This window comes from Tropicibacter sp. Alg240-R139, from assembly GCF_900537075.1.
Classification (GTDB): domain Bacteria; phylum Pseudomonadota; class Alphaproteobacteria; order Rhodobacterales; family Rhodobacteraceae; genus Falsiruegeria.
The window spans coordinates 30,590-57,560 of sequence record NZ_UNRA01000010.1; the positions used below are offsets into that span (position 1 = coordinate 30,590).

23 protein-coding genes and 1 pseudogene are annotated in these 26,971 nt (G+C 56.1%); 13 read left to right on the forward strand and 11 right to left on the reverse strand.

Features of this window, described 5'->3' with window-relative positions; translation table 11 throughout:
* Positions 1 to 566: 566 nt before the first annotated feature.
* Positions 567 to 1,016, forward strand: a pseudogene (locus tag G6R15_RS21965) (IS5 family transposase); the annotation flags it as partial.
* 16 nt (positions 1,017 to 1,032) lie between these two features.
* On the opposite strand, the gene G6R15_RS21970 reads toward G6R15_RS21965, so the two are convergent.
* The 5 genes from G6R15_RS21970 to G6R15_RS21990 form a co-directional block, all read right to left on the reverse strand.
* A complete protein-coding gene (locus G6R15_RS21970) occupies positions 1,033 to 2,682 on the reverse strand; it encodes an amidohydrolase (RefSeq protein ID WP_164662208.1) in 1,650 nt (549 codons plus the stop codon).
* Between the two features lie 106 nt (positions 2,683 to 2,788).
* The gene (locus tag G6R15_RS21975; protein WP_164662209.1) at positions 2,789 to 4,357 is read right to left on the reverse strand and encodes a sulfatase; all 1,569 of its coding nucleotides are present in this window, start codon (positions 4,355 to 4,357) and stop codon (positions 2,789 to 2,791) included.
* Positions 4,358 to 4,376: 19 nt separating this feature from the next.
* Positions 4,377 to 6,680, reverse strand: coding sequence for a TRAP transporter fused permease subunit (locus G6R15_RS21980; protein WP_306432361.1), 2,304 nt, complete (start codon positions 6,678 to 6,680; stop codon positions 4,377 to 4,379).
* 113 nt (positions 6,681 to 6,793) lie between these two features.
* Positions 6,794 to 7,840, reverse strand: a complete 1,047-nt coding sequence (locus G6R15_RS21985; RefSeq protein WP_205520628.1) for a TAXI family TRAP transporter solute-binding subunit — start codon at positions 7,838 to 7,840, stop codon at positions 6,794 to 6,796.
* 87 nt (positions 7,841 to 7,927) lie between these two features.
* Entirely contained in the window at positions 7,928 to 8,350 is a 423-nt protein-coding gene (locus G6R15_RS21990) for a MarR family winged helix-turn-helix transcriptional regulator (protein WP_164662210.1), read from the reverse strand.
* A gap of 261 nt (positions 8,351 to 8,611) precedes the next feature.
* Between G6R15_RS21990 and G6R15_RS21995 the strand changes: the two genes are divergently transcribed.
* The 6 genes from G6R15_RS21995 to G6R15_RS22020 all read left to right on the forward strand — a co-directional run bounded on the left by G6R15_RS21995 (position 8,612) and on the right by G6R15_RS22020 (position 15,095).
* A complete protein-coding gene (locus tag G6R15_RS21995) occupies positions 8,612 to 10,216 on the forward strand; it encodes a GMC family oxidoreductase (RefSeq protein ID WP_164662211.1) in 1,605 nt (534 codons plus the stop codon).
* Positions 10,217 to 10,286: 70 nt separating this feature from the next.
* Positions 10,287 to 11,735 (forward strand): sulfatase, encoded by a 1,449-nt coding sequence (locus tag G6R15_RS22000; RefSeq protein ID WP_255456199.1) that lies wholly within the window; start codon positions 10,287 to 10,289, stop codon positions 11,733 to 11,735.
* A gap of 816 nt (positions 11,736 to 12,551) precedes the next feature.
* Positions 12,552 to 13,133, forward strand: coding sequence for a sigma-70 family RNA polymerase sigma factor (locus G6R15_RS22005; RefSeq protein WP_240336837.1), 582 nt, complete (start codon positions 12,552 to 12,554; stop codon positions 13,131 to 13,133).
* Positions 13,134 to 13,769, forward strand: coding sequence for a ChrR family anti-sigma-E factor (locus G6R15_RS22010; RefSeq protein ID WP_164662213.1), 636 nt, complete (start codon positions 13,134 to 13,136; stop codon positions 13,767 to 13,769).
* A gap of 191 nt (positions 13,770 to 13,960) precedes the next feature.
* Positions 13,961 to 14,476 carry a fasciclin domain-containing protein gene (locus G6R15_RS22015; RefSeq protein WP_164662214.1) on the forward strand — a complete coding sequence of 172 codons (516 nt, stop codon included), beginning with the start codon at positions 13,961 to 13,963 and terminating at the stop codon, positions 14,474 to 14,476.
* A gap of 112 nt (positions 14,477 to 14,588) precedes the next feature.
* A complete protein-coding gene (locus G6R15_RS22020; protein WP_164662215.1) occupies positions 14,589 to 15,095 on the forward strand; it encodes a hypothetical protein in 507 nt (168 codons plus the stop codon).
* A gap of 11 nt (positions 15,096 to 15,106) precedes the next feature.
* Here G6R15_RS22020 and G6R15_RS22025 read toward each other — a convergent pair whose 3' ends face one another.
* Positions 15,107 to 15,832 (reverse strand): SDR family oxidoreductase, encoded by a 726-nt coding sequence (locus G6R15_RS22025; protein ID WP_164662216.1) that lies wholly within the window; start codon positions 15,830 to 15,832, stop codon positions 15,107 to 15,109.
* Positions 15,829 to 16,599: a DUF1365 domain-containing protein gene (locus G6R15_RS22030; protein WP_164662217.1), complete on the reverse strand. Its 771-nt coding sequence runs from the start codon at positions 16,597 to 16,599 to the stop codon at positions 15,829 to 15,831. The genes G6R15_RS22025 and G6R15_RS22030 overlap by 4 nt, the downstream gene beginning before the upstream one ends.
* Positions 16,600 to 16,720: 121 nt before the next feature.
* Between G6R15_RS22030 and G6R15_RS22035 the strand changes: the two genes are divergently transcribed.
* Genes G6R15_RS22035 through G6R15_RS22055 form a run of 5 tightly spaced genes read left to right on the forward strand, consistent with a single transcriptional unit; the run spans position 16,721 to position 21,430 of the window.
* On the forward strand, positions 16,721 to 18,064 hold the full coding sequence (locus tag G6R15_RS22035; RefSeq protein WP_164662218.1) for an NAD(P)/FAD-dependent oxidoreductase: 1,344 nt from the start codon (positions 16,721 to 16,723) through the stop codon (positions 18,062 to 18,064).
* Complete coding sequence (locus tag G6R15_RS22040; protein WP_164662219.1) at positions 18,003 to 19,160, forward strand: cyclopropane-fatty-acyl-phospholipid synthase family protein; 1,158 nt, start codon at positions 18,003 to 18,005, stop codon at positions 19,158 to 19,160. Before G6R15_RS22035 ends, G6R15_RS22040 begins: the two co-directional genes overlap by 62 nt.
* Before the next feature lie 34 nt (positions 19,161 to 19,194).
* Entirely contained in the window at positions 19,195 to 19,647 is a 453-nt protein-coding gene (locus tag G6R15_RS22045; protein WP_240336838.1) for a hypothetical protein, read from the forward strand.
* Positions 19,647 to 20,873 (forward strand): MFS transporter, encoded by a 1,227-nt coding sequence (locus G6R15_RS22050; RefSeq protein WP_164662221.1) that lies wholly within the window; start codon positions 19,647 to 19,649, stop codon positions 20,871 to 20,873. The genes G6R15_RS22045 and G6R15_RS22050 overlap by 1 nt, the downstream gene beginning before the upstream one ends.
* Positions 20,870 to 21,430, forward strand: a complete 561-nt coding sequence (locus tag G6R15_RS22055; RefSeq protein WP_164662222.1) for a DUF3833 domain-containing protein — start codon at positions 20,870 to 20,872, stop codon at positions 21,428 to 21,430. Before G6R15_RS22050 ends, G6R15_RS22055 begins: the two co-directional genes overlap by 4 nt.
* Positions 21,431 to 21,834: 404 nt before the next feature.
* On the opposite strand, the gene G6R15_RS22060 is transcribed toward G6R15_RS22055, so the two are convergent.
* From G6R15_RS22060 to G6R15_RS22075, 4 genes are all read right to left on the reverse strand, one after another.
* Positions 21,835 to 22,635, reverse strand: a complete 801-nt coding sequence (locus G6R15_RS22060) for an SDR family NAD(P)-dependent oxidoreductase (RefSeq protein ID WP_164662223.1) — start codon at positions 22,633 to 22,635, stop codon at positions 21,835 to 21,837.
* On the reverse strand, positions 22,635 to 23,756 hold the full coding sequence (locus tag G6R15_RS22065) for a Gfo/Idh/MocA family protein (RefSeq protein WP_164662224.1): 1,122 nt from the start codon (positions 23,754 to 23,756) through the stop codon (positions 22,635 to 22,637). The genes G6R15_RS22060 and G6R15_RS22065 overlap by 1 nt, the downstream gene beginning before the upstream one ends.
* Positions 23,757 to 23,855: 99 nt before the next feature.
* A complete protein-coding gene (locus G6R15_RS22070; protein ID WP_164662225.1) occupies positions 23,856 to 24,911 on the reverse strand; it encodes a sugar phosphate isomerase/epimerase in 1,056 nt (351 codons plus the stop codon).
* A 21-nt stretch (positions 24,912 to 24,932) separates the two neighbouring features.
* Entirely contained in the window at positions 24,933 to 25,790 is an 858-nt protein-coding gene (locus G6R15_RS22075; protein WP_164662226.1) for a sugar phosphate isomerase/epimerase, read from the reverse strand.
* A 288-nt stretch (positions 25,791 to 26,078) separates the two neighbouring features.
* Between G6R15_RS22075 and G6R15_RS22080 the strand changes: the two genes are divergently transcribed.
* On the forward strand, positions 26,079 to 26,966 hold the full coding sequence (locus tag G6R15_RS22080) for a sugar phosphate isomerase/epimerase (protein WP_164662227.1): 888 nt from the start codon (positions 26,079 to 26,081) through the stop codon (positions 26,964 to 26,966).
* The last annotated feature ends 5 nt before the right edge of the window (positions 26,967 to 26,971 follow it).

The window sequence follows — 26,971 nt, forward strand, 5'->3', positions numbered from 1 at the left end:
AGCATACGCCCTGGGCACAGAAATGTAACACCTGCCGATGCGACATTGAACTCTCTGGCGATACTCATCGAGTACGATCTAGTCTAACCCGTGTGCGGATCGTCTTTCGTCTGCGACTGCTTGTGTGTAGAGGTGTCGGAGCTCAAGGCAGAAATCCCAGAACAGGCATTTGAATTGCCGCTTCCCCAAAAACATGATTGGAAGCTACACCAGAGGCTGCCCCCCAGATCGCAACAACCGATGTAGGTGTATTGCGTTTATATCGTGTCGCTGTCCAAATAGCTCAGGTACCATTGAGACACTTCATTCGCACGCTCAGCACGGCTGGTTTTGGGACAACCTCCAAACCAGATGTGGATCGGTCGCAGCCGTTCGGGCAAGGGCAGGAACCCGGCTTTGCGCAAGATTCTATAATTAGGTGACCATGGGTATGCCCAAGCGAGCGCAATCTCTGCGCCGTTGGCTGCCAAGCGACCAAGTTCTGACAGGAGAAGCGGCTCAATCTCCTCTTGTCCAAAAGCCTCCATGATATAGGCAATGTGCCCTCCGTGTTTCTTGGCTTCACGGGTTGCCACAAGAGCGGGATGAACACGAAACTGCACGCGATCTGCGACAGTTACGGCCGTCCGCTAAATCTGTTCGTGACCGCCGGTCAGGTCAGCGACTACATCGGTGCAAGGGCGCTGCTGAGCGGTTTGTCAGATGTCGAATGGTTGCTCGGTGATCGAGGTTATGATGCTGATTGGTTCAGAGAAGCGTTGAACGACAAAGGGATACGCGCCTGCATCCCAGGCCGAAAGCGACGAAAGACGGCCACCCGATACGACAAGCGTCGTTACAAACGACGCAACCGCCCCTCTCGTGACATTGCTGCGCAATGCACTGCCGGGCAGTGATGCGAGATCATGTTCGGTAGGCTGAAGGATTGGCAGCGCGTGGCAACACGATACGACCGCTGTCCTAAGGTCTTCCTCTCAGAAATCGCTCTCGCTGCACTCGTCATTTATTGGTTATGAGTCCTGAGCCTAACTCTTAAGCCTCATGCACAACCTTTCCCTTCCAAACGGTCGTTCGCGGGCAAACTGTTGCGATTTCATGCGGCGGGATTTTCGTGAGGTCCTTGCTTAATACAATAAAATCGGCCCATTTGCCGACACTCAATGATCCTGTCTCGGCCTCCATACCCATCGAGCGAGCGCCATTGACCGTAAAGATAGGCAAAGCATTCTGTAGCGATATAGCCTGCTCCGGCGCTAAGTCACCAGGATAGGTCGGGTCGGCGTTGCGACGGGTCAGCATACCGGACAGTCCGGTCCAGGGATTGGCGTCCGGGGCAGCGGCGGGCCAATCCGAGCCATAGATCAACTCGGCTTTGGCGGCAACGAGGTCACCAATGCGCTGGTTTTTCTGCACACGGTCCCGTCCAAGCAGCGCCTTCTGGACGGCCGTGCCGGGATTGGGGAACCACATTTTGGGCGATAATTCGGATACCGCTCCAAGAGCCGAAAATCGGGTCAGATCAGCATCCGACACATAGTTTGAATGGGCAATTTCATGCCTTCGACCGCTTTGTCCGTTAGCTGCTCGTGCCGCAGCGATCCCATCAAGGCCTTTGCGGATTGCGTTGTCCCCGACAGCGTGCATCTTGACGGTATAGCCGCGTCGATCCAGCTGGATCAGCATCTCGTTCAGGTCCGATGGTGGGATGAGCAGCGTGGCGTCGGGGTCATGAGAGGCGACGTCGTATCCGCTTGCTGCAAGGTAGGGTTCGATAAAAGAGGCCGTAAACCCTGGTGCGACACCATCGAGAAACAGCTTTGCGAAATCGAGACGCAAGTTTTTACTGGTAAAGGTGCGGCGGAGTAGGTCCATCGTCTCATAAGGCACAATGTCGCCGCCAAGTGGGCTGGAATGCACGATATGCGCAGCCAAATGCATAGTGAGGTCGCCACGCGCATCAGCGGCGTGATAAGTGCGCAACTCTTCTTTGAACGCCATTGGTTCCTTGAAACCAGTAAAGCCGAGACTGGTAAAGTAGCGCACGGCTTCTCGCAAGGCTTCGTCTAGCTGCGCTTCGGTACGCTGAACAAGGGCACGGGCCGGGGCGCTGGCGGTTTCGGCAAGAATACCGTTTGGTGCGCCGGACGCCGGGTCGCGTTCGATGATCCCACCACGAATGTCGGCGGTTCCGGCGTCGATACCTGCGAGGCTAAGCGCGCGGGAATTGCACCAGAGGATATGCTGGCTGGCGTCGTGCAAAACGATGACATGGTCGGTCGATATCGCATCGAGCAAAGCTCGCGGGTTTGCCCCCATGTCGGCGCGCATGACTGGTCGCCATGGGCCGCCAAAGACGGTCTGCCCGGGTTCCGTCTTGTTGCAACGTGCGCGCACTGCGTCCAGCAATTCAGGCAAGCTGGCATCAAATCCGACATAGACATCGTACAACGTCCTGCACGCGCCCCAAAGCGCATGCGTGTGGCTTTCGACCAGACCCGGCATCACGAATTGCCCGTGCAATTGGTGTACTCTGGTGCCGGGGCCTTGCAGGTTCCACACATCCTCGTCTTTGCCGACAGCGAGAAGTCGACCATCTTTGATGGCCAGTGCTTGGGCCCTCGGATTGGAGGGGTCCATCGTCATGATTGAACCACCAGCCCAGATTTCATCCGCCTGAGTCATCGCTTCCTCCGTTGTCCACTGCCTTTGAAACGATCAGGAAACCGCGTCTATAGGTCGCCCGCGGGCATTCAAAAGTCTTCCTGTGCCCGGCCTTTTCAACCGTACATCATGCAAGCCGGTCTGCCTGAGGACTGTCGTCCATTTGCGCGATCAGGTGATGGACCAGCCGTTCCGACAACTGCGCCCGGATCTGTTGATGGGCACTGCTGTCCCAGAGGTTTTCGGTTTCCTCCGGGTCATTGACCAGATCATAAAGCTCACCCCATGTTTGGTCGCGGTATACAGTGTAGCGCCACTCGGCCGAGACAAGGGAGCGAACCCGGGCCGGTTCTTCAAAGCCGAGGCGGTTGCCGCCATCATTGTATTCGATCAGGGCGTCGCTTCGCGGGCCTTTTGCACCCTGTGTAGCGGACAAGAAGCTTTGTCCCTGATTTCCGTTGAAGGGTTCCAAGCCTACGCGATCCAGAATGGTTGCCGCAAGATCGACAGTGGAACACAGCGCATCAGAACTGGCTTCGGTTCGGTAGTTGGGGTCGGACCAGATAAAGGGCACGCGGGTGATGCTTCGGAAAGGCAATGCGCCTTTCAGCAGCATGTTGAAATCACCCAGGTAATCTCCGTGATCCGCATTGTAGCAGATCACGGTATCCTCCATCAGCCCGTTCTCTTCGAGCGATGCGAGGATATCGCCGACGGCGTCATCGATAAAGGACATCATTCCAGCAGAAAGCGCCATGGCTTCCTTGAGCTGCTGGTCGTCCAACATCATAGCGGTTTGAGGAGTCGCCTGACCGCCTTGGCCCACCCCTTTCCACTGGTCATGAAGCCATTTCATGGGCGGTGTCGGGTTCTTGTGCGCGTCATACCTCAGAGGCACGTCAAAATCGTCGGGGCTGTACATGTCCCAATACTTGCCAGGTGGATTAAACGGGTGGTGCGGATCGGGAAAACTGACGAATGCGAAGAAAGGCGCGTTTTCGCCAGCCTGCGCGGTGATGTAGTCAATCGCCCGGTCGCGGATGTATCCAGTAGAATAAAGGTCTTCGGGGATGGGGGTGCGATAGGCTTGTGGGCAAGAGTAGTTGTGTGGAAGCTCGTTTTCAGGATCGTGCAACGCTTCCCAGTTTGGGGCCGTCTCGCGGAACCACTGCTGATAATGCCCACCACAGCGATCGCCGTGCGAGGTCACCATGTCCACGTGCTGGTATCCGTAATATGGGGTTTTGATTTCATAGCGACCGTCGCCCTGATATTGCGCCGGCTCTTCTTCGTAGTCCTGAGCCCTGTCGATCTTCCATGCTTCCGGGGTCGCGGCGATGTCATCAGCAGTCTTTCCCATCGGCGGCACGGCCGTAAAAGGTTGTAAATGGCTCTTGCCGATGGCTGCAGTGTGATAACCGGATCGCGCCAACACATCGACAAAGGTGTTGGCGTTCTCTGGCAAGATGCAGCCGTTGTAACGCAACCCATGCAGGCTGGGGTAGCGCCCGGTCAAAAGGGACGCACGGTTCGGCATGCAAACAGGCGATGCGGTGTGAAAGTTGTCGAACCGAGTGCCACGCGCAGCAATAGAATCGATGTGGGGCGTTTTCAGCACCGGATGTCCGTAACATCCAAGCCAGTCTGCGCGCTGTTGATCGGTGATCAGGTACAGGAAATTGGGGCGTTTGGTCATGGGAAATTTGCGTCTTCCGTTATGCGGGTTTGGCTCGGCCTGCGCCAAAGTGGTGCCAGGCCAGAAAGGCTGCGGCAAAACCGATTGCCGCAACTTGGATGACCTCGGGACGCATCAGGATTGCAACTGCGGTTGCAAGGCGGATGGCAATCCATCCCGCGTTGAGAGGCCGGGCATCATGCGTGGCCAGAGCACTGGCCACGAGATAGAGCGCCAAAACAAGGCGGGCCAGAAGCCACAAGAGCGCCCCGAGTTGAACGCCATTCTCATAGCCGGGCAATGGCTCACCTGAAGGGCTGGAAGGATCGACCAAAGCCTGATCCACCAGCAGAATCTCGGGATAAAAGGCAAAGACAAAGGGAATGGCAAACATCACAATGCCAGACCGTACCGCGCTAAAACCAGTCGCCATCGGTTCCGCTTTGGTGATCGTCGAGGCCGCAAAAGCCGCCAGCGCGACAGGCGGTGTGATAGCGGATGCAATGGCGAAATAGAAGATGAACATATGCGCCGTGAAAGTGGCGATACCAAGCCCCGCCAGCAACGGTCCCATCAATAGCGCGACGTTGATATAGGCCGGCACTGCGGGCATCCCCATTCCCAAGAGCACGGCCAACAGCATGGTGATCGCCAGTGCGATAAACTGGAACATCACCGAGCCTTCGCCACCCAGGTCCAGAGACAACAGGAAGCGCAGCACGTCGATGGCTACGAACTTGGACAGACCCGTGAAGTTCAGACAGACGTCAATCACCGTCACCGCCAGCAGCATAAGGTAGAGCGTTGAGATCGTGATCCCAGATTCGGCAAGCGCATCCAGAACCTTTCGAGGCTGGGCACGGAATTCCTTGTCAAGAAACAGCAGGACCATAACCAGCGCCGCGGCCCACCAGCCGGTTGCCCCGGCATCCCCCGCCGCGTTCTGGAAAATTTGCAGGACCCAAGGCAGCGACACGACAACACAGCGATCATTCTGGAAGGTCGCATCGGCCCCCAGCAGCGGAGCCATGAAACCGCAGCCCACCATGTCTTTTGGCGTTAGCAGCAGGACTAGGATCAAAAGGATCGGCAAGAATATCTGCATCAGATGGAGGATGTCTTCGCGGTCGATCCGCATATCCTCTGTCAGCTCACCAAAGGCTTCGATGCCCTGCTTGCGGGACTGGAACGAGGCGCTGAGAAACAGGCAGGCAAAGTAGGCCACAGCGGGCAAAGCCGCCGCAATGATAACATCCCGATATGGCACACCAGTCATGGCGGCCAGAATAAAGGCGGCAACCCCCATAACAGGAGGCATGATCGACCCACCGGAAGAGGCTGCAGCCTCGACGCCCCCGGCAAAAACCTTGGAGAACCCCCGCTTGATCATCATAGGGATGGTGAGAACACCGGTCGAAAGTACATTGACAACAGGACCACCGGAGATCGTGCCAAACATTGCCGAACTGACAATGGCCGCATGAGCAGGCCCACCGCGCAGATGGCGTGTCCAGCGAAACGCCAGTTTGATGAGTGTCTGTCCGCCGGCAGATTGCCCGAAGAGCGCGCCAAGAATGATATAAGGGAACACCATGTTCATGATCACGTTCATGAAGCGCCCCAGAATTCCCGACGCGTTGTTTACCAGCGCGTCATGCACGTTGGGCACCCCGTCAAGGAAGGTGCGCGGTTCACCCCCAAGCTTTGTCATCAGGTATTTGTTTATGTCATCGGGGCCGTGGAAATACCAAACCAGAACGGTTCCAAAAGTGTAAAGCGCAATCAGGATCGCAACGGCGACCAGCGGCAACCCCCAAACCTTGATGTTGTAGCCCAGGAAAATCAGCATGGATGCACCAACGATGGCCACCAGCCAAACGCCGGTCGTGTTGACGCATTTGGGGTCTTCGACAGTGTCTGGCGCTGGCAGCCCCATGGTTTCTGCAAACTCGATTTCCGCTTGCAATGTCTCTGCCATGATCCGCGCGCGATCCCCATTTACCGCATCAATGAGACAAACGCTGTCAATTTCGATAAGGTAGGTAAAGGAAATGGTGGCTGCTGACACCACAAGCGCGATGTCCATAAATGCCCCAAACCAGGCACGTGATGTACCGCGCCATGCCCGCCACATTGAATGCTTAAGCGCCACGACCAACATCATCACAAAGAATACAATAGGGTAGAACCATTCGGTCGAAAAACTGCGAACCTTCAGGTTCTCATTTCCCGCGAACGCCTGCCACATCTCGCTCCAACCGGGAATGACCGGCGTGCTGTTTACAATGCCCATGGCAACAAAAATCAGTGACAGGATGTAAACGGCCCCGTTGGGAAAGAGCACTTTGTTCAAGGATCGGTTCGTTGTATCTGCCACTGTCTTCTCAATTCCTGGAATTGCCCGATTGGGCGCCGCCAGTTCTGGCGACGCGCGTGTTTCTTCAGACCAGCGGGGGGTTATTGTGCGACAGCACAGTCATCAAGCTCGTAACCGGCCTCGCGCCAGGCGCGCGCTGCGGCTGGGTGATACTGGATCGGGTTTGCGCCACACATCCCCTGCATTGGAAAATCGAAGCCAACTGTTTTGCCGTACGGGGCCTTGCTCATCAGGTCGGAGAGTGAGGCGATGTAGATATTGACCAGATCGTAAACCAGCGCGTCGTCCATATCTTTGTTCACGACGTTTCCGCCAATCGTTGCAAATGCGCGGAACGTGTCGTCTTCGGACACGAAGGACCAATCGTCGCCCATCACGGCCTCGATATTTGCTACAGGGCTGGTCCAGGGCGCGCTTCCCGGTGCTTTCATGTATTTCTGCATCGCGTCGCCTTCATATGCCTCAATAGGCATCGACCAACCCGTCATTTTGCCGGCAGCACTGGGGATCGTCAGACGGGGGCTTGGAAACAGCTCAGGCAGGACCACGGCATCTGGTTCACCGCTGCTGATCAGCGTGGCACCCTGACCCCAGTTGATTTGCATGCCTTCATAGTCTTCACCATCTTTCAGGCCGGCGACGATCTGAATCATACTGCGGGCGTTGGTCAACGCGCCACCGCGGGGCGGGCCGTTGTAGATTTTGCGACCCTTCAGGTCATCCCAACCGGCAAGGCCTTTTGAATCATAGGAAAACAGAAAGAAGATTCCGAGCACAAAGGGGTTGATTGCCCGGAGGTTACCCGCAAGCTCTGCGCCCTTTTCTTTGCCCAGCGATCCATAGGGGCCGACGCCGCGGCTCATCAGGAATGGTAGAATGTAGGGTGTGCCGGCGATATCTGTCTTACCTTCCGCAACGTTCTGGATCGAGTTGGTTAAAGTCTGACCATCTGCAAGCTGAATATTGGCGACACCACTGGTGCCTGAGACTTCGGTCAAATGCGCCAGTGAAAGGTGCGTGGCGCCGCCCGGGCTCGCTGTTTCGGCTGTCAGGTTGGTCTGTGCAAAGGCACCAGACGCCATCGTCAGTGTTGCGACCGCTGCGGCGATCAATTTCTTAGGTTTCATAGTTTCCTCCCTGAATTGAAACTCTGTTTTTTCCTGTCGCGCCCGTTCACTGGCGGTATTCGGTTTGGAAACGACTCCACCCGATCATCACGCCTGAGCTGCAACTTCTCCCATTTCGATTGGTGTGTGGTCGTGCTGGCCTTGCGTCGCGCCAGTGACGGGCGCAAGGCCAACGCCACCATTGAGCAAGTCCAGCAGCCGCTTGAATTCGGCGAAATCATCTGGGTTTAACCTGTCGGTCAGATGCGATGTAACCTGTCGCGCTTTTGGCCAGATCCGCTCAAATGTTTCGACACCAAGTGGCGTAAGTGACATCAATTTGCGGCGTTTGTTTCCCGCGTCTTCGCTGCGTGCAATCAAGCCCTTCTTTTCAAGCGCGCTTGCGGCACGGCTGCCATGGGCCGGATCAATAGAGGTGTGTTTGGTGACGAAGGCTACGTGACAGCTTCCGAACCGCGCAATCGAAAACAACAGCTGCCACTCGAGGACCGCCAGATTTTCTGTCTGCAAGACATCATGCGTCAACGATCGCCGGACGGAACTGGTGAACCTCCGAGCTCGCAGAATGATGAAATCGTCTATTTGCTCTGGCGGAATCAGTGCCCCATGCAACGCGTCTCTCCCACATAATAACTTGACTTGTTAATCACTATATTGGCAAATGCAATATATGGCAAGTGCAACATAACCTGCCACGCCGGATCCGCGAAACGCTATAGTGACCTCGGATCGCTGGATCGAAACCAGTAAGAAAGCGGGATTGGATTCTGTATGAGAACCGTTGCTTTTGATTACGTGATCGTCGGAGGGGGTGCGGCGGGCTGCGTTCTTGCCGCAAGGCTCGCGATTGAGAGCAACCGGTCCGTTGTTCTGCTGGAACGTGGTCGACAAGACATCAATCGATGGATCCACATTCCGGCGACGTTCTTCAAGGCAATCGAAAGCCAGGACGCAGATGTCGTGGTTTCTGATCCGGATCGCTCGCTAGGTGGCAGACCCTTTCCGGTTCCGCAGGGAAACGTGTTGGGGGGTGGGTCTTCGGTCAACGGCATGATCTACATGCGCGGACAGCACCAGGACTACGACGACTGGGCTGATTTGCATGGCTGCACAGGCTGGCGATTTGACGACGTTTTGCCTGTGTTTAAGCGACAAGAGGCCAACACCCGCCTGACAGACCCTTATCATGGCAAGGCCGGGAAACTGATTGTTGCAGATCCCTCAGCACCACACCCGTTAACAGCCACAATCGTCGAGGCAGCGCAGTCGGCTGGCTTGCCGGAAACAGATGACTTCAACGGCGAGCGGCAGGACGGTGCAGGTTGGTATCAGGTCACCGCGTCAGAAGGGCAACGGCAATCTTCCGCAACCTGCTTTCTACGACCGGAATTGGATCGGGAAAACCTGACGGTGCTGACCAACCACTTGGCTTGCCGCATCCGTATCGAGAACCGGCGCGCCGTAGCCGTCGAAGCCCTGGACGAAGCAGGCTTGGAAGTACTGATTGAGGCCCGTTGCGAGATCGTTTTGACCGCAGGCAGTTTTCACAGCCCCAAGCTGCTCATGTTGTCCGGAATTGGACCGCGTGATGAATTGCAAAGACACGGCATCGAAATTGTTCACGAAGCTGATGAGGTTGGGCGCAACCTTCAGGATCACGTAGGTGCGCCAGTAACACGTCGGTTGATCGGGGCAAAAGGGCTGCATGGAGCGGATCGTGGGTTTTCTGCAGTAAGGCATGGGATTGACTTTTTCGGCTTTCGACGGGGGCTTTTGACCTCGAACCTTCTGGAAGCCGGAGCATGCGTCGACACCCAAGGGTCAGGACGGCCGGACGTGCAGTTCAATTTCGCCCCTTTCGCCCCGGACAGGCCGGGCAAACCGCCGCTTCCGTTTCATGCCGTGCAGATTCACCCGACGACCATGCGGCCAAAGTCGCACGGACGGCTGGGTCTAAAGTCACGCGATGCTGCTGACGCTCCGAAGTTCTCGTCACGCGTACTATCGGAGGAGAACGACCTAGATACATTGCGCCGGGGAGTTCGTATGGCCCGAGAGATTTTTGATCAGTCCCAGTTGCGTGCCATTGTCGGTGAGGAAATATGGCCGGGCCCGATGGTTCAATCCGCTATCGGTTCAAACACGCTCGACGACGCCATTCGCGAGCAGGCAAGAACCATCTTTCACCCTGCCGGAACATGCAGAATGGGACCTTCAGAATCCTCGGTTGTCGATCCATATCTCCGCGTGAACGGGGTCGACGGGCTGCGGGTTTCCGACTGTTCCGTGATGCCAGCACTTGTGTCCGGCAACACGAACGCGCCAACGATGATGATTGCCGACCGCGCTGCGGACTTCATTCTAAATGAAAGGTAGTGGCCAGAAATGACCCTTTTCGAGCCTTCAGACAGATCGGAGAAAGCCCATTAAACGCCCTAACATTATCCTGTTCATGTCCGACAATCAGCCGGCGGACTTGCTTGGCTGCTATGGCAATGATGAAGTCCAAACCCCGCATCTTGACCATTTAGCGGTTCGCGGGGTCAAGTTTCAGAACGCCTATTGTGTGAACGCGATGTGTTCACCTTGTCGGGCTTCGGTTCTGACCGGCTTGATGCCCAGCCAGCACGGCATTCACAATTGGTTGGATGACCGTCTGATCGATCACTGGCCGCATAACTGGTCGGCGATTGGCGAGTTCAACAACCTGCCCACGATTATCAAACAGGCCGGATACGCGACTGCGTTGATCGGCAAGTTTCACCTGGGCGTTCCTTTCGTGCCGCAACTGGCCTTTGATCATTGGATCACCTTCCCGCATGGGCACACAACCAGTTTTTACGGCAACGACGTGATTGATCAGGAAGAGCGTTATCGCTTCGAGGGCCATACCGTTGATTTCTTTACCACCAAAACCATTGAGTATCTGGAACATCGCGCAGGTGAAGACGATCCGTTCTTCGCCTTTGTTCCCTACAACGGGCCCTATGGGCATTGGCCTGCTATCAAGGGGCGTCCAGATATGCCGTTTGCCGATCTCTATGACGACGCCGACATGCATTCGATCCCCAGAGAGGGCCTGTCTGGTAACGTATTGGATCGGTTTGGCCTGCGTGTTGCCGAAGGTGGCGTGCGCGAGCAATTCAAGGGCCCTCTTCTGTTGCCGAACAATGTCGAATCTCTCCGGAATTACTTTGCCCAGGTCAGCCTGATTGACCACGGTGTTGGACGGGTACAGGCCGCTTTGGAACGGCTGGGTCTGGATGAGAACACCATCGTGATATACACCTCGGATCATGGGTTCTCTTTGGGTCACAATGGTGTTTGGGGCCACGGGGCCGCCGCTTTTCCGGCAAGCGCACACCGTACCTCTTACAACATCCCGCTGATCGTGAGCGGCGGGCCAATTACGCACAGCGGTGTGTCTGACGATCTCGTCAGCCAGATCGATTTGTTTCCAACCTTGGCGGCGCTGGTAGGCAACCCCAACGCACGCCCAAGCCTTCCCAGCAGCGCACGGGATCTTGGCCCGACGCTAAGGGGCGAAGATCTGGAACACGCAGATGCGATCTTTTATGAACAAGAAGAAACGCGGGCGATCCGGACAAACGAATGGCTTTTTGCCATGCGTTTTCAGGGTGCAGAGTCTTTTCCGATGCAAGATGAACTCTATCACCTGACCAACGATCCGTTGGAGAAGGTAAACCTGATCGACCGTCCAGAGTTCATCGGAGTCATTGCCGAGTTGCGCCACAAGGTTTCCTCGTTCTTTGAGAGTTACGCAGCGCCTGACTATGACCTCTGGCAGCGTGGTCGTGCAAAATCCAACGTGACCTACGAAAAACTTTGGCAGGACGCGTGGGGCAGTGATTGGTCCCCGGAGTTTTCGTCTTAACTGTGAGTTACAGCAAAGCTACGGTCTGGAATGCGAGAACGTGCACCTCTGTCGGCTCGACGTCGCAATCTTCCACAGTTCTCTGAACACAAGGATCTCCGGGATGGCACCGAAACTTGTTTGTTGGGATTATCAACTTGATTCCGCTTACCCAAGCGGTCGCAGAGCTTACTCGTCTCAGGCAGCGACACTCTTTCGTTCCAGTGATCAAATGTATCGGCTCGATCTGGCGACAATAAAAAGCGGTCGATCTGTGGCGGCGCGGTCGGATCCTTTCACAGCTGCCTGTGATGCCTCGCTCTGCCAAATGCGCGCGACAATGGGTTCCTCCAGCGAGGGGACAGCCTCGGGCGTCCCGGATGCCTTGGGTTTGGGCGCAAGGTCACCGACTGAAAGTCCCCGAGCCGCACATGCGCGGCACTACAAAACGGGGCGTTGGTCTTGTGCTGACACAGCGTCGCCTGGGCGCTTTTTTCAGCGGTAATGTTGACGGCGACGATATCCGATCCTCTGCGCGATCCGTCACAGAACGGCTGGCTGGCAGATCGCCAGCACCGACATCACGCATATTTCTTACCCTCGTCCATGTCGACCGCTGCGGATGTTTTTGCCACAATTATGGTGCGTCCGTCTTATCATCTCCTCTATCAAGATTTCCGTTTCATCGCATGGCACCGAAACACCCCGTGATCTCAATTCACCCTTGAGTCAGACTTTCTTACGATTGTTTTTGATCCAACTTAACGAAACCCACGTATTTAGGCTATGATATCTCTTAGTGTTGAATATACGCGCACTCGATCGCTGCAGTTCGAGATGTCCCGAAGTGAAAGCAAACCGTTGCCGCCAAAGAACACGGAACTCTCAGACCAAACGATCTGGATGCTTGCGGTTCGGGATGAACGGGACAAGGCCGCTTTTGCAGAGCTGTTTGACTTCTTCGCTCCGCGACTGAAGGGCTTCATAATGCGTTCGGGCACGTCATCGGCGCAAGCCGAAGAGATCGTTCAGGATGTGATGCTGACAGTGTGGCGCAAGGCGCCGATGTTCGATCCGCACCGCGCTCAGGTGTCGGCTTGGATCTATCAAATCGCCCGCAACCGGCACATCGACATCAGACGAAAAGAAAACCGACCAGTTCCAGAAGAATTGATCGAAGATCCGGGAACCGAACCGGACGCGAGCCAGATCATGGCTATGCAACAGGAAGCCGGTCAACTCAAACAGGCGCTGGCGCAGCTGAACACCAAGCAGCGCGAAATGATCGAGAAAGCCTATCTTGGCGATCTGACACACCAGCAAATCAGTGAACAGACAGGTCTTCCTCTCGGCACAATCAAATCACGAATACGTCTTGGGCTGGAACGCCTGAGGCGCGAACTGAAGGGACTGCGATAAATGTCCGCAATCACCCACCATATCCCCGATGCCATGCTGGCCGCTTATGCCGCCGGTACTCTCCCACATGCATTTTCAGTTGTCGTCGCAAGTCACATTTCTTTGTGTGATCAGTGCCGCACGGCACTCGGCGCCCATCAGGCCGTCGGAGGCCTGGTTCTTGAAGGTGCCGATTCCGTTGGCGTGTCCGGCAATCTCAAAACCGATATCCTGGCGCAGCTGGATGATCCCTATACGCCAGAGCCGATGTATGACCGTCTCGGGATCTATCCGGGGCCGGTTACGAAAGTTTTGAAGGGGGGAGAGCCGCGTTGGAAAACCCTGGGTATGGGTGTGCGTCAAGACATCCTGTCTGCCAGCCGCGAAGGGTCAGTGCGGTTACTTTACATCCCCCCCGGACAAGCCGTCCCGGATCACAGCCATAACGGTTTGGAACTGACCTTGGTGCTGCAAGGCAGTTTCAGTGATGAAACCGGCCGATTTGGCGTCGGAGATCTAGAGATTGGGGACGAAAGCCTGCACCACACGCCCACCGCGGACGCCGGTGATCCCTGTATCTGTCTTGCCGCGACAGACGCGCCGCTTCGGTTCAACGCGTTCATGCCACGCCTGTTGCAGCCCTTGTTCAAAATTTAGTGCAACCCCGCTTTCATGGTCAAAAAAGGAACTGCTAAATCTCGGCAGTTCCTTTTTATTTTCAAACGCTTGCATTACCTCACCATAACAAATCCGTGAGGTCATGAACCAAAACTCCGAACCGTCCGTATCCTTTGTACGAACATGAGTTCGGAACCGGGCTCCATGCCCGACACCTTCGGAGAACCACTATGAACAATTCTTTTAAAGCCGCAGCCGCTGTCCTCGCTCTGTCCCTGACTAACGGAGCAGCGTCCGCAAACTCAATTGTTGACATCGCTGTCGGCGATGAACGCTTTTCAACCCTTGTGGCAGCCGTCAGCGCTGCTGGCCTCGTAGAGGCATTGTCAGGCCCCGGTCCCTTTACGGTCTACGCACCTGTAAATGACGCCTTCGCCGCATTGCCAGAAGGCACGGTGGAAACGTTGCTGAAGCCCGAGAACAAAGACCAATTAACCAATGTGCTGCTGTACCATGTTGATGACAGAAAGCTCTCTTCTGACATGATCCCCGCCGGTTCCAACTATTTCAAACCGATGCTGGACAGCGCGCGCCTGTGCATCACCGCAGGCAGTAATGGGGTGAAGATTGCCGATGGAACTGGCGAAATGGCCACCGTTGTCATCGCTGACATCGAGGCAGACAACGGCGTGATCCACGTTGTGGACAAGGTCTTGCTGCCAGGAACGCGCCCGGCGTGCCACTGATGCAATCACCCAATCATCTTCGGTGTTTTGGCACCCAGTATGGTCGACGCCAACAGGGATACCTGTGGCGTCGGTTCAACTTCTTTGGTTTCCCTTGGGACTTCATTCGGCAATGACCACGCGAAATCCAATCAATGTTTCCGATCGCATGCAGACGGGCTATGTCTATTCTCTCTCAGCCGCTGAAGGGCAAGAATTCGCTAAGGAGTTCAAGCCACATTTCTGTCCGGCAGAGATGCTGGAGCTGGGTGTATTCGAGGGCTGCTATCTGAACGATTGTCGGGGTGAGTTTCCAGAAAGTTGGTTTGAGACCGCCAAAACCAGTTCCAAGCCTGATCCATCGACCAACTACTTTGGCATAAAAAGCCGCCAACCGCTGAGTGTGTGGCGCGACAAAGGTTGGATTTACGGACCTGATCCACGTGGCTGGTTTCAATGGTACTGCCGCTACTACATGGGGCGCCGACTGCCGGAAATTGACCCTATCCAGATCGCGCGCTGGCGGGGGTTTGCACGTCATGCCGGGCAAATTCGGGCGAACTGTTACCCCAACGACCTGTTTTGCCGTCCACGGCAGCGCCAGGCGTTGCTGCAATGGGCCCATGATCCCTTCATTTGAGAACCGGGGCTTCAGGCTCCGCGATAGACGACCCAGTCGGGCAAAACGCCATAAAGCTTCAGGGCCCATGAGAAAGGTGCTGGAAAGTCAGTTCTGAACCGACGTGACTGCATCGCCTTGATCGTCCGGGCGGCTGCATCCTCTGGTTCCATGATCATCGGCATTTTAAACTCGTTTTTACTGGTCAGCCGGGTTTTGATGAAACCGGGGTTCACCAGACGTACGACGATGCCGCTTCCCTTAAGGTCGTGGCGCATGGTTTCCGCCAAACTGATCAGCGCCGACTTGCTGGCTCCATATCCGACCGCGGCCGGCAAGCCGCGATATCCGGCGAGCGAACCGATCAGAGTGATATCCCCACTGCCCCGTTCCAGAAAACCGGGTAGTACTTCACCCACAACCCTGAGCGCACCATTGAAATTGACATCAACCATGGTCAGCGCCGATCGCGTGCTCCAGGACGTCGACTCAACGGGATCATAGACCCCGGCGTTATAGATCAACCCGTCAATTGGCCCGACGCTCGCAGCGGCTTTGTGAACGGACACAGCGTCGCTGACATCCATCGGAAGGGCCCGCGCATCCGGCAACAGCTCGCAAAGCGCGTCAAGTCGCTCGGTATTTCGCGCAGACAGGATCAGTCTGGCACCCGCGTCACTCAAACCCTTGGCAAGTTCGCGTCCCAGCCCTTCGCTCGCCCCAGCGAGCCAGTAGGTCTTGCCTAGAAAAGCGGTCACAACCGTTCTTCTCGATAGGCCGGGCTTTCTGACATTGCCAACTTTGGCGGTGCTGGTGTTTTCATGAATGGTGCGCGCTTCAGGAACAGGATTGCGGCCTGCACATGTATCAAGGCCAGCACGCGGGCTGCACCTGCAGGTCGCCGTAGCGCGGCCCACACAAGAGACGCGCTGGTTGCTGGCCTCCTTGAACCGGTCAATGTGGCCACAACACCCTGATCGCCATTTTCGTAAGTAATGCGGATCTTGATCGCCAATTTCGAATAGAGGAAGCGAAAGCTGTACTCCCCCTGAACTTGTTGAAACGGGGATACGTGCATCAGCTTTTTGGCCGTGAGTGTTTCCATACCGCTGATAGGCCGGAAATCGTCATGAGCACAGAAATAGCAATGCCGATGTCCAAAGGTGTTGTTGACCTCCGCCACAAATGCACAGGGTTCGTCGTCTATCAGCGCGATCCAGAAACTAACTGGGTTAAAGTGAAACCACAAGAAACTGGGCTGGGTCAGAAGAACCAATTTTGCCCGCTCCAGCGGAAAGCCTCGCCTGTGCAATTCGTCCCGGAACCATTGAACGCCGCGCCCGGTCCCGCGCGCCCCCCCGTGCTGGCGGTCCCATAGCGACCACAGGTTGAACCGGTTTCGTGAAACCGGCCACGGTCGTGCCTCCGTCAAATCGGTCAGCAAAAAGTCGACGCCATATCGAAAGGCGTTTTTCAGTTTGCCGCGTCGGGCATGAGTTGTCTGCGCTTGTATGTGTTCCAGCATATTCTGTGTACGGGCCGAAAACCCATCTGGATCACTTAAACGACTAAATCCGATTGAAATTGATCCAACCGCTCCGGCGCGGCGTATCCATTTCTAAAAGCACGCTTAAAAAGAGGTTTTGATGCTGGATCAGTCACACGGCGCCCGAAAAAGGATTGCCATTGTTGGTGGGGGTATCTCCGGCCTGTCCGCAGCCTACTACCTGTCCGCCCAGCACGACGTCACGGTGTTCGAAGCTGAACCCCGCCTCGGGGGACATGCGCGAACGGTGCTGGCTGGCAAGAACGGAGATCAGCCGGTCGATACAGGGTTCATCGTCTTTAACTATGTCACCTATCCACACTTGACCCGTCTGTTTCGCGACCTCGGCGTGCCAGTCATCAAAAGCCACATGAGCTTTGGAGCGAGCATCAACAATGGCGCTCTGGAATACGGCTTGAATACTTTTCAAGCCATCACTGCCCAGAAACGCAACCTTTTCCGACCGCAATACTACAAGATGATCGCCGACATCCTACGGTTTGGGAAACGCGCTGAAGCCGCCGCAAAATGCGATACCAAGACAATTGGCGAGTTGGTCGACGAGCTTCGATTGGGAACCTGGTTTCGCGACAACTACCTCATGCCGATGTGTGGTGCGATCTGGTCTACCCCAGTGGACGACGTTGACGGGTTCCCGGCAAAATCGCTGGTGCAGTTCTTTCGCAATCACGCCCTGCTTGCAGGGATGAAGGAACATCAGTGGTGGACGGTCCAGGGCGGCAGTATCGAATATGTGCGGCGCTTGGAGGCGTCGCTTGTGGCCCGGGGATGCAGCTTGCACAAGGGCACGCCCATCGCAGGCATCTGCCGGACCCGAGACAACGTTGTGGTGTCCGATACCAAGGGTAACTGGGCACAGTTCGACGACGTCATTTTAGCCTGCCATTCGGATCAAGCACTGCGCATTCTCGGACCTGGTGCGACCCCGGCCGAGGCCAAAGCTCTGGGTAGCATCCGGTATCAGCCAAATATAGCCGTACTGCATTGTGACACCGACCAGATGCCCAAACGGCGGGCGTGCTGGTCCAGCTGGGCATATCGCTCGCAGGATGGCGCAATCGGTGTGACCTACTGGATGAACAAACTTCAAGGCATTCCCGAAGATGATCCGCTCTTTGTAACTCTGAACCCCTCTGCGGAAATCCCCGAAGACAAGATCTATGACCGAGCAGAGTTTGCTCACCCCGTTTTTGACAAGGCCGCGCTTGAAGCTCAAGCGCAGATCAGGGCGATGCAGGGGCAGAACCGGACTTGGTTTGCCGGAGCTTACAACCGCCATGGCTTTCACGAAGACGGAATAGCCAGCGCCATGCGCATCGTCCGCATGATGAACCAGCCACTCGAGATGACCAGAGGACACGATGCGTTTGACAAGCAAAACCCTGAAATCGAAATTCCTGTCGACCTGCGCGCAACTGCGTGAAGGGCGACTGACGCTCAGAACCCCGGAAGGGGAACGTTACGAATTTGGAACGGCCGGTCCGGAAGCAGAAATGGTGATCCGCGACTGGTCGGCCGTATCAGCGATGGCCGCTCATGGGCAGGTTGGTCTGGGCGAAGCTTATGTGCAGGGACTTTGGGATACGCCATCGGTCGAAGGGTTGATGAATCTTGCCATGCGCAACCGAGAACACTTTGGCAGCTATGATCGGGCCAACCCGCTCAACCAACTGAAATTCAGGTTGGTCGACACCATCCTTCGGGACAACTCCCGCAGTGGATCGCGCAAGAATATCCGGTCTCACTATGACGTCGGGAACGAGTTCTACCAACTATGGCTAGACGACGGGATGACCTATTCTTCGGGTCTCTTTCAACCGGGCTGCGATGATCTGGCACAGGCACAGGCACGAAAGAACGCACGAGCTCTATCAAGACTCAGTGATGGAGGGCAGGTTCTGGAAATAGGCTGCGGCTGGGGCGGGTTTGCCGAACACGCGGCCCGCGATGGGCGGGACGTGACTGGTGTGACCATCTCGCGCAATCAACACAGCTACGCCGAATGTCGACTGGACGGGGCCGCAGACATCCAGTTGCGCGACTATCGCGACATCCGCGGCAAGTACGACAACATCGTGTCCATCGAAATGGTCGAGGCCGTCGGCGAGCGCTACTGGCCAAGCTTTTTTGCGACCCTCAAGCAAAACCTGGCCGACGGTGGTCGGGTCCTGTTGCAGGCGATTACCGTCCAAGACAGCTTCTTTGAATCATACAGAACCTCGTCGGATTACATCCGACAATATGTGTTTCCCGGCGGAATGCTTTTGTCGGACAAGGTGATTGCGACTCAGGCCAGCAATGCACATCTGCAGGTGCGCGACAGCTTCACCTTTGGGCAGGACTACGCCAGAACCTGTCAGATCTGGGCCTCTCGACTGGCAGCTCAAAAGCACCGTATCCAGGAGCAGGGCTACAACGAGGCGTTTTTCCGCAACTGGCAATACTATCTCGAAATCTGCGCGGCGTCCTTTGCCGTGGGGCACACAAATGTGGTTCAGGTGGAACTGGCCCATGCGTAGAATACCGCTCATCCTGGCGCTGCTTTTCGGCCCGATGCTGGCACAGGCCTCGGTCATCGACTCCGCCTTATCCGAAGCAGAGCTACGCGGTAAAGCGATCTTCCGCTTCGTTGGCCTGCCGATCTATGAGGCCCGGTTGTTTACGATCGACGGTGCCCCTCTGGACTGGTCCCGGGATTTCGGGATTGAGCTGGAATACCTGCGCAAGGTGGGCAAGAAGGATCTCGTCGGAAGCACGATGGATGAATTCGCGCGCAATGGCCCGCCGCCGCCGGTACAGGATCAGCTTGCCCGGTGTTTTGACGATGTGAGCAAAGGGGATCGCTATCTTGCGATCACTCAGGGGCGAAACCAGGTCGGTTTCTGGCGCAATGGTGTGCCGGTGTGCACCTTGCGTCATCCGCAGATTTCGCAACGGTTTATGTCGATCTTCGTCGGCAACAACACCCGCTCGGCGTCGTTTACCCGGCGGTTGAAAGGCGAGTGATGGTCTACCCCAAGGTCAGCCTCTATTCTCTGATGTTGGCGGCAGCTGGCATCCCGCTTTATATACATCTGCCGCGCTTTGCCTCGGTCAATCTTGGTGTTGGGTTGGGTGTCGTCGGGGCGGTGCTTCTGGCGATACGGCTGATTGATCTGGTGCAGGATCCCCTAATCGGCTGGGCCATCGACCGCTGGCCAAGTCGTCAGCTAACCTTTGGAATACTCGCCGCCGCCGGGCTTGCTGTGGGTTTTCCGCTTCTGTTTTTTCTTCAGGCCGGACCATATGTTGTTTTTGAACTCATGGGTGTCCTGATCCTGCTCTTTTCAGCGTACAGCCTCGGGACGATACTGCTTTATGGGCGCAGCGCCACGCTGGCCCAAAGCCCGCAAACAAGCGATCTCATGACCCTGGCCTGCTGGCGCGAGGTTGGCATGCTCGCTGGGGTGATCCTGGCTGCTCTGATGCCCACCCTGTTTGAATCTGCTGGCGCTTCGGATGGGGGTTATGGTGCCTTTGGGATTGCATTGGGGGCAATCGCTATCGTAACAGCCGTCCTCACCCGCTCAATCTGGAAAAGATCGCCAGTTTTGGGAGACAGCATTTCATTTTCCGGCATGGCAAATGCCGGTGCCTTGCGGTTGCTACTGCTCGCCCTTATCAACAGCCTGCCCGTCGCCATCACCTCGACGCTCTTTCTATTTTTTGTCGAGGACCGGCTGCAACTCGCGGGCAAAGCTGGGTTGCTGCTCATCGTTTTTTTCCTGAGCGCTGGCTTGAGTGTTCCTTTCTGGACTCGTCTGAGCCACCACTTTGGGCGACGGAACACATTGCTGATCGCCATGCCGCTTTCGATCCTCGGCTTCGTCGGTGCCGCCTTTCTAGCCCCCGGAAATCTGGCGGGTTTCGTCGCGATCTGTATCGCCTCTGGTGCCGCACTCGGAGCGGATATGGTCCTGCTGCCTGCGATGTTCTCCATCGCGCTCACAGGTGCCGGGCTGAACGCATCCGCCGCTTTCGGGCTCTGGTCCTTTGCCGGAAAACTCGGACTGGCGCTCGCGGCGTTCACCGTTCTGCCGGTCCTTGAATGGAACGGATTCAAGCCCGGTCAAACCAACACCGCGCAGGCGCTGTCGGCACTGAACCTAAGCTATGCCGTCATCCCCTGCATTCTGAAACTCGTCGCCTTGGGTTTTGTACTGTCACTCGCCCCAGAGGAAAGAACACAATGAAGATCCTGACCACTTTGCTGCTCGTTGTCGTGCTGGCCGTCTTGGCAAAGTCACTCTTTCTCAGTTTTCGGGCGCAATCGCCCAAGACCTATTCAGGCACTGGCCCGGCTTTCGATCTCAGGAGGCACCTGTCCGGTCAGATCCTGTCCGAAGGATTGATTTATGGGCCGGCCGGCAAAATGACCAACAGCTTCGTCGCCAAGATGGTCGGCGAGTGGGACGGCGACGCCGGCACGCTGTCGGAACATTTCACCTATTCCAACGGCACTGTGCAGAACCGGAAATGGCATCTGAAGATTGGCCCGGGCAATACGTTTACGGCAACGGCAGATGACATCGTCGGAGAAGCCGTGGGCGAAATCTCTGGCTCGACCGCAAGGTTGAGCTACAAGATTATCCTTCCCGAGGACGCTGGCGGACATGTCCTGAATGTTACCGACTGGATGTACCTGACCGGCAACGGAACGATCATGAACAAGTCCGAGATGCGCAAATTTGGACTGAAGGTCGCCGAACTTGTGGCAACTATGCGCCAAGACCCAGCAGCGCGGAACTAATACCGCCTTAGCTACGCAAGTTCACCAGTTCCTGAACTGCGTTTCTTTCCAATCTGCAGAAACAGCATGAGACGGCCGATAGCGGTACTGGTGATTGCTTATTGCTCGGAGTGTTCGGGAAAACCAAGCCTAGATGAACCCGCCCTACCCAACCTCGCTGTGTCGTCGACATCAATGGTAGATTCGATGCCGTCAACTCATGCTAATCGAAGAAAAGCGCGGGGAAACGGTCAACTCGAGCTACAAGATGGATCTACCCGTAAAGCAAGGAACATGCGCGTAGAGTTCGATGACTGGATGTAGCCGATGGTGGATTGCTAAACCGGGCTTCTGTCTCGCGCCTTGGTATCCGAGTCAGTGAGGTCGTCATCTGTTTGGGAAGAACTAGGCAGTTGCCGCCAGCGTCACGCACCTGAAAACGCCACGCCTCCGTCAACAATCAAAACCTGCCCGGTTATCATCTGGCTTAAGTCTGATGCCAGAAACAACGCACTTCCGACAATATCATCTGGTACAATCGGCGATGGAATGCATTGACGCCTGAGCTGCTCCTGCACGCCCTCAGGCGTCAACCACAGCTCCTGCTGTCGCGGTGTGATCACCATCCCCGGAGCAATGGTGTTCACGCGAATGCCGTACTCTCCAAGCTCACGGGCGAAGCCTCGCGACAAGGACGTAATCGCCGCATTCGAAGCCGTGTAGATCGGAAACCCACCCAGCCCCATCATGTAAGCAACCGAAGAAAAGTTGATGATGGACCCCTGCCTGGCCGCACGCATTTCCGACATGACTGCCTGACAGGCAAAGAAATACGATTTCAGGTTGATGTCACTCGACCACTTCCAAAATTCCTCATCCACGTCCTCTGTGGCATGACGTGTGTCATCGGCGGCGTTGTTGATCAGCACTTCAATTTCGCCATGCGCCTCAACGGCCTCGGCCATGGCCTTGCGAAGCGCATTCGTGTCCGTGATATCACAGGCAATAAACAGTGGGCGAGCGCCATGTTTACTGGCCATATCTTCAACAAACGGCGCAGCGTCCGATCGCTGAACAAATGCAACCCGGGCGCCCTGCCGAATGAACCCTTCGGTCAGGGCGGCCCCGATGCCCGAGCCACCTCCCGTGATAAACACCGACTTTCCGTTCAGATCCGGAAACTTCACCGACACCTCAGGTCGTTCGCTGCCTCCCCGATCCTGCATCAGTCGAATTTGACCCACGTGCCATTCCGCTTGGATGACGTGACACAGGCGTTGACAAACTGCATGCCCTGAAGACCTTCGGTAATTCCAGGCAAATCCTTGCCGTCAGCGGTGCCGCGTATCAGCGCAGCAGCATCGGTATAAATGTTGGCGAACCCTTCAAGATAGCCTTCGGGATGACCACCCGGAGTGCGGGTCAGATGCGCAACGCTGTCAGACATGCCGGCCCCGCCGCGCGTGATCAGCTGGGTTGGTTCACCAAAGGGTGTGTATGCCATGACATTGGGATTTTCCTGCGCCCACTCCAAACCGCCCTTGTTGCCGTAGATCCGCACGCGAAGACCATTTTCATTACCCGGCGCGACTTGGCTACACCACAGCATGCCGCGTGCGCCGCCCTGAAACCGCAGCATCACGTGGGCGTTGTCATCCAGCGCCCTGCCAGGCACAAATGATTGCAAGTCCGCTGCAAGGCTGTCCGGCGAAAGCTGTGTAATAAAGCAAACAAGATTGAACGCGTGTGTGCCAATATCGCCGGTCGAGCCCCCTGCGCCTGATCGCGCCGGATCGGTCCGCCACGCGGCTTGTTTGTTGTCGTCATCTGCAGCCTCGGTCAGCCAGTCTTGCGGATACTCTACCTGTACCACGCGAATATCTCCCAGAGCGCCCGATGCCACCATCTCGCGCGCTTGCCGCACAAGCGGATAGCCGGTGTAATTGTGCGTCAAGATGAATTTGGCTTTGGACTTTTCCACCGCTGCCGCGAATTTACGCGCGTCTGACATGGTCGATGTCAGCGGCTTGTCGCATATCACATGGATACCGCGCTTCAGAAATTCGCGCGCGGCTGAGTAATGCACGTGGTTCGGAGTCACAATAGAGACAGCCTCGATCCCGTCCTTTAACCGCGCCTCGCGGATGGCCATCGCCTTGAAGTCATCATAAGTCCGGTCCGCTGCCAGCCCCAGAGTCGCGCCAGAGGCCTGTGCCTTTTGAGGCGTTGATGACAAAGCCCCCGCCACCAGTTGATATTCTCCGTCAATCCGCGCCGCGATGCGATGCACCGCGCCAATAAAGGCGCCGTCGCCTCCGCCAACCATTCCCAACCTGATCGGTGCCATGTTGTTATCCTCCTACAAGGGCCCCTCGCCCCATATTTTGTGCTAATACTCTCTGCTTGGTGCGCGTCTGCGACCACCTTTTGCACCCCGGCAAGCCAATCAGCTTATGCCCAGCATACTGCGGTTGGCCGCCTCGTCAGTGCCGCCATCCGCAAAGTCGTCAAATGCACGCTCTGTTACACGGATGATATGATCACTGACAAACTGCGCGCCTTCACGCGCGCCGTCTTCTGGATGCTTCAGGCAACATTCCCATTCGACAACAGCCCAACCCGCAAAGTCATTCGCCGCCATCTTCGAGAACACAGCCGCGAAATCGACCTGCCCGTCCCCCAGCGAGCGAAACCGGCCCGCGCGATCAACCCAGGGCTGATAGCCAGAATAAACCCCCTGGCGCCCCGTCGGATTAAACTCGGCATCCTTGACGTGGAACATTTTGATCCGGTCTTTGTAGGTGTCGATATTGTCAATATAATCAAGGCATTGAAGTACGTAGTGGCTGGGGTCATAAAGCATATTGCAGCGCGCGTGCCCGTCCAGTCGGTCCAGGAACATCTCAAACGTCACGCCGTCGTGCAAATCCTCGCCCGGGTGAATCTCGTAACAAACATCGACCCCCATATCTTCGGCGTAGTCTAGGATCGGCCGCCAGCGGTTCGCCAGTTCGTCAAACGCAGTCTCGATCAACCCCGCAGGGCGCTGTGGCCAAGGGTACACAAACGGCCACGCCAGCGCGCCCGAGAACGTTGCATGTTCGGTGATCCCAAGGTTTCTGGACGCGGTCAACGCCATTTTGACCTGCTCTACGGCCCATGCCTGACGTGCCGCCGGATTGCCGCGTACCTCTTCAGCAGCAAATCCATCGAAGGCCTCGTCATACGCTGGGTGCACGGCCACCAGCTGGCCCTGCAGATGGGTCGACAATTCCGTGACTTCGACGCCGTTGTCCTTTGCGATCCCCATAATTTCGTCGCAATAGACAGCTGAACTCGCCGCCTTTTTCAAGTCGAACAGACGTCCGTCCCAACTTGGGATCTGAACCCCCTTATAGCCGCAGTCAGCCGCCCATTTCGTTATACACTCCCACGAATTGAACGGAGCCTCGTCCCCCGCAAACTGCGCCAGAAACAGCGCCGGTCCCTTGATCGTTTTCATCTCACTCTCCCATTTAAGTTCTTAATCCAGCCCAACCGCATCCAACGACGTGCGGATATGTTGAAAACCCTCGCGATAAACGGCTTCTGGACTTTCTGCGAAATCGCGCCACACCTTGGTTGCGGCCGCAAGATCGGGCAGCCCGCGCCCGAAACTCTCGATGGTCAGCCAGCCATCATAGCCAATGTCGCGGATCGCACCAAAGGTTTCGCGCCATCGAATGTTTCCACGTCCGGGCACTCCCCGGTCATTTTCAGATACGTGGATATGTGAGACATGTCCCGCATTGCGCCTTAGCGCAGCAATCGGGTCGGTTTCTTCGATGTTGGCGTGAAACGTATCGTACATCGCCCTGATGTTCGGGTGATTTATTTCTTCCAGATGGACACAAAGCGCATCCATTGTGTTCACGAGATAGCACTCAAACCGATTCAGCGCCTCAAGGCCGACTGTGACCCCCAAAGAGGCCGCGTGATCTCCGATCTCGCGTTGGCATTCGACCGAGCGCGCGAACTCAGCCTTTGTGGGGCCTTCTCCCGAGAACTGCCCAAGTGTTGAATGCAGGGGCCCGCTGACCTGTGTCGCCCCAAGTGCCGCAGTGCAATCCAGCGCCCATTTCATGTAATCAACACCGGCTCGCCGCGCGTTGTCATGATCGGAAACAAGGTTCATCGCCGGATCGCCGATCGCGGTCACGGCGGTGCGCTCAAGCCCGATGTCATCCAGCAGATTTGCCAATTCCGCATAGTCGCGTGCTTCCCCCTCAAACACCGGTATCTCAACCCCATCAAAGCCCGTGTCACGGATGTCAGTAAGAAGCTCTGCAAATGTCTGGTCGACCTTTGTAGCCCATAGAAACATGCACATCCCGATTTTCAACGGATCCCTCCTCCGATAGTAATTTCCCAAAAAATCGCAAACTGGTACTACCAATACTTAACATTATTTTCTCACGACGTCACGAAGAACTACTTTCTCACCCGAATTCGGTGCGCCTACACCGGTCGATATATCTTGAAACATTGGGTTTATTGTGACTACTGCGAATTTCAGATGGAGGCTTGACCCTTGTCCAAGTTCCGTTCAATCTGGTCTAACCAGTTTGATGACGGATTCGCATCCTGAGACGGGCAGGATTTCGTCAGTTTGTATGCCGAGGAGGGGCACATGCATCTTTCAACCCACAACTGGATGCGGGCAGAGCCGTTGGAAACAACCGTGCGCCGGATCAAGCAATATGGATACGAAAGTATCGAGATTTCGGGCGAACCCGAACAGTATGATGTCGCGGAAACGCGTGCCCTGCTAAGGGACACCGGCATGCGGTGCTGGGGGGCCGTGACGCTGATGCTGGAAGAGCGCAATCTGGCCGCACGTGACGAAGGTCAGCGCGCCGCGTCAATCCAGTACGTCAAGGACGTCATCACAATGGTTTCCGACCTTGATGGCGAGCTGATCACGCTTGTCCCCGCAACCGTGGGCAAAGTGGTGCCTGATGGAACGCCCGAAGAAGAATGGGAATGGATGGTCGAAGCCACCAAGGAGTGCTTCGATCACGCATGGGCCAAAGGCGTGAAAATCGCAATCGAGCCGTTGAACCGATTTGAAACCTATTTCTTTAACCGATGCGCGCAGGCGCTGGCTCTGGCGGACGCGGTATCTCCGCATTGCGGTGTGTGCCTGGATGCCTTCCACCTCAATATCGAAGAAGAAAACATGTATGATGCGATCCGTCTTGCAGGCGATCGCCTGTTTGACTTCCATGTCGCTGACAACAATCGATTTGCGGCGGGGCTTGGCGCTTTGGACTGGCCCAAAATTGTCGAGACCTTGAAAGAAGTGGGATACGATGGCGCGTTGACCAACGAATTTGTGGCCCCTGTGGACAGAACACCCGCAGCCCCCTACCCGGATATGGTCGAGACCAACCCCGTCGACATTTCACCTGAACAGCTCAAGTTCATCGAAGACCATGGATCCAGTGTGCTCTCCGAGGAATTCTATGCCGATCAGATGCGGATCACTGCAGAAACACTTTTGCCGTTGATCAAGTAACGCTT

Excerpts from the sequence above, each read along its gene's own strand:
- G6R15_RS22060 (WP_164662223.1), bottom strand. The coding sequence starts at position 22,635 with ATGCAGGATCGGGGAGGCAGCGAACGACCTGAGGTGTCGGTGAAGTTT.
- G6R15_RS22070 (WP_164662225.1), bottom strand. The coding sequence starts at position 24,911 with ATGAAAACGATCAAGGGACCGGCGCTGTTTCTGGCGCAGTTTGCGGGG.
- G6R15_RS22005 (WP_240336837.1), top strand. The coding sequence starts at position 12,552 with ATGTCCCGAAGTGAAAGCAAACCGTTGCCGCCAAAGAACACGGAACTC.
- G6R15_RS22040 (WP_164662219.1), top strand. The coding sequence starts at position 18,003 with ATGCGTTTGACAAGCAAAACCCTGAAATCGAAATTCCTGTCGACCTGC.
- G6R15_RS22050 (WP_164662221.1), top strand. The coding sequence starts at position 19,647 with ATGGTCTACCCCAAGGTCAGCCTCTATTCTCTGATGTTGGCGGCAGCT.
- G6R15_RS22010 (WP_164662213.1), top strand. The coding sequence starts at position 13,134 with ATGTCCGCAATCACCCACCATATCCCCGATGCCATGCTGGCCGCTTAT.
- G6R15_RS21975 (WP_164662209.1), bottom strand. The coding sequence starts at position 4,357 with ATGACCAAACGCCCCAATTTCCTGTACCTGATCACCGATCAACAGCGC.
- G6R15_RS22035 (WP_164662218.1), top strand. The coding sequence starts at position 16,721 with ATGCTGGATCAGTCACACGGCGCCCGAAAAAGGATTGCCATTGTTGGT.
- G6R15_RS22065 (WP_164662224.1), bottom strand. The coding sequence starts at position 23,756 with ATGGCACCGATCAGGTTGGGAATGGTTGGCGGAGGCGACGGCGCCTTT.
- G6R15_RS22015 (WP_164662214.1), top strand. The coding sequence starts at position 13,961 with ATGAACAATTCTTTTAAAGCCGCAGCCGCTGTCCTCGCTCTGTCCCTG.
- G6R15_RS21985 (WP_205520628.1), bottom strand. The coding sequence starts at position 7,840 with ATGAAACCTAAGAAATTGATCGCCGCAGCGGTCGCAACACTGACGATG.
- G6R15_RS22020 (WP_164662215.1), top strand. The coding sequence starts at position 14,589 with ATGACCACGCGAAATCCAATCAATGTTTCCGATCGCATGCAGACGGGC.
- G6R15_RS22045 (WP_240336838.1), top strand. The coding sequence starts at position 19,195 with ATGCTGGCACAGGCCTCGGTCATCGACTCCGCCTTATCCGAAGCAGAG.
- G6R15_RS22030 (WP_164662217.1), bottom strand. The coding sequence starts at position 16,599 with ATGCTGGAACACATACAAGCGCAGACAACTCATGCCCGACGCGGCAAA.
- G6R15_RS21970 (WP_164662208.1), bottom strand. The coding sequence starts at position 2,682 with ATGACTCAGGCGGATGAAATCTGGGCTGGTGGTTCAATCATGACGATG.
- G6R15_RS22055 (WP_164662222.1), top strand. The coding sequence starts at position 20,870 with ATGAAGATCCTGACCACTTTGCTGCTCGTTGTCGTGCTGGCCGTCTTG.
- G6R15_RS22080 (WP_164662227.1), top strand. The coding sequence starts at position 26,079 with ATGCATCTTTCAACCCACAACTGGATGCGGGCAGAGCCGTTGGAAACA.
- G6R15_RS21995 (WP_164662211.1), top strand. The coding sequence starts at position 8,612 with ATGAGAACCGTTGCTTTTGATTACGTGATCGTCGGAGGGGGTGCGGCG.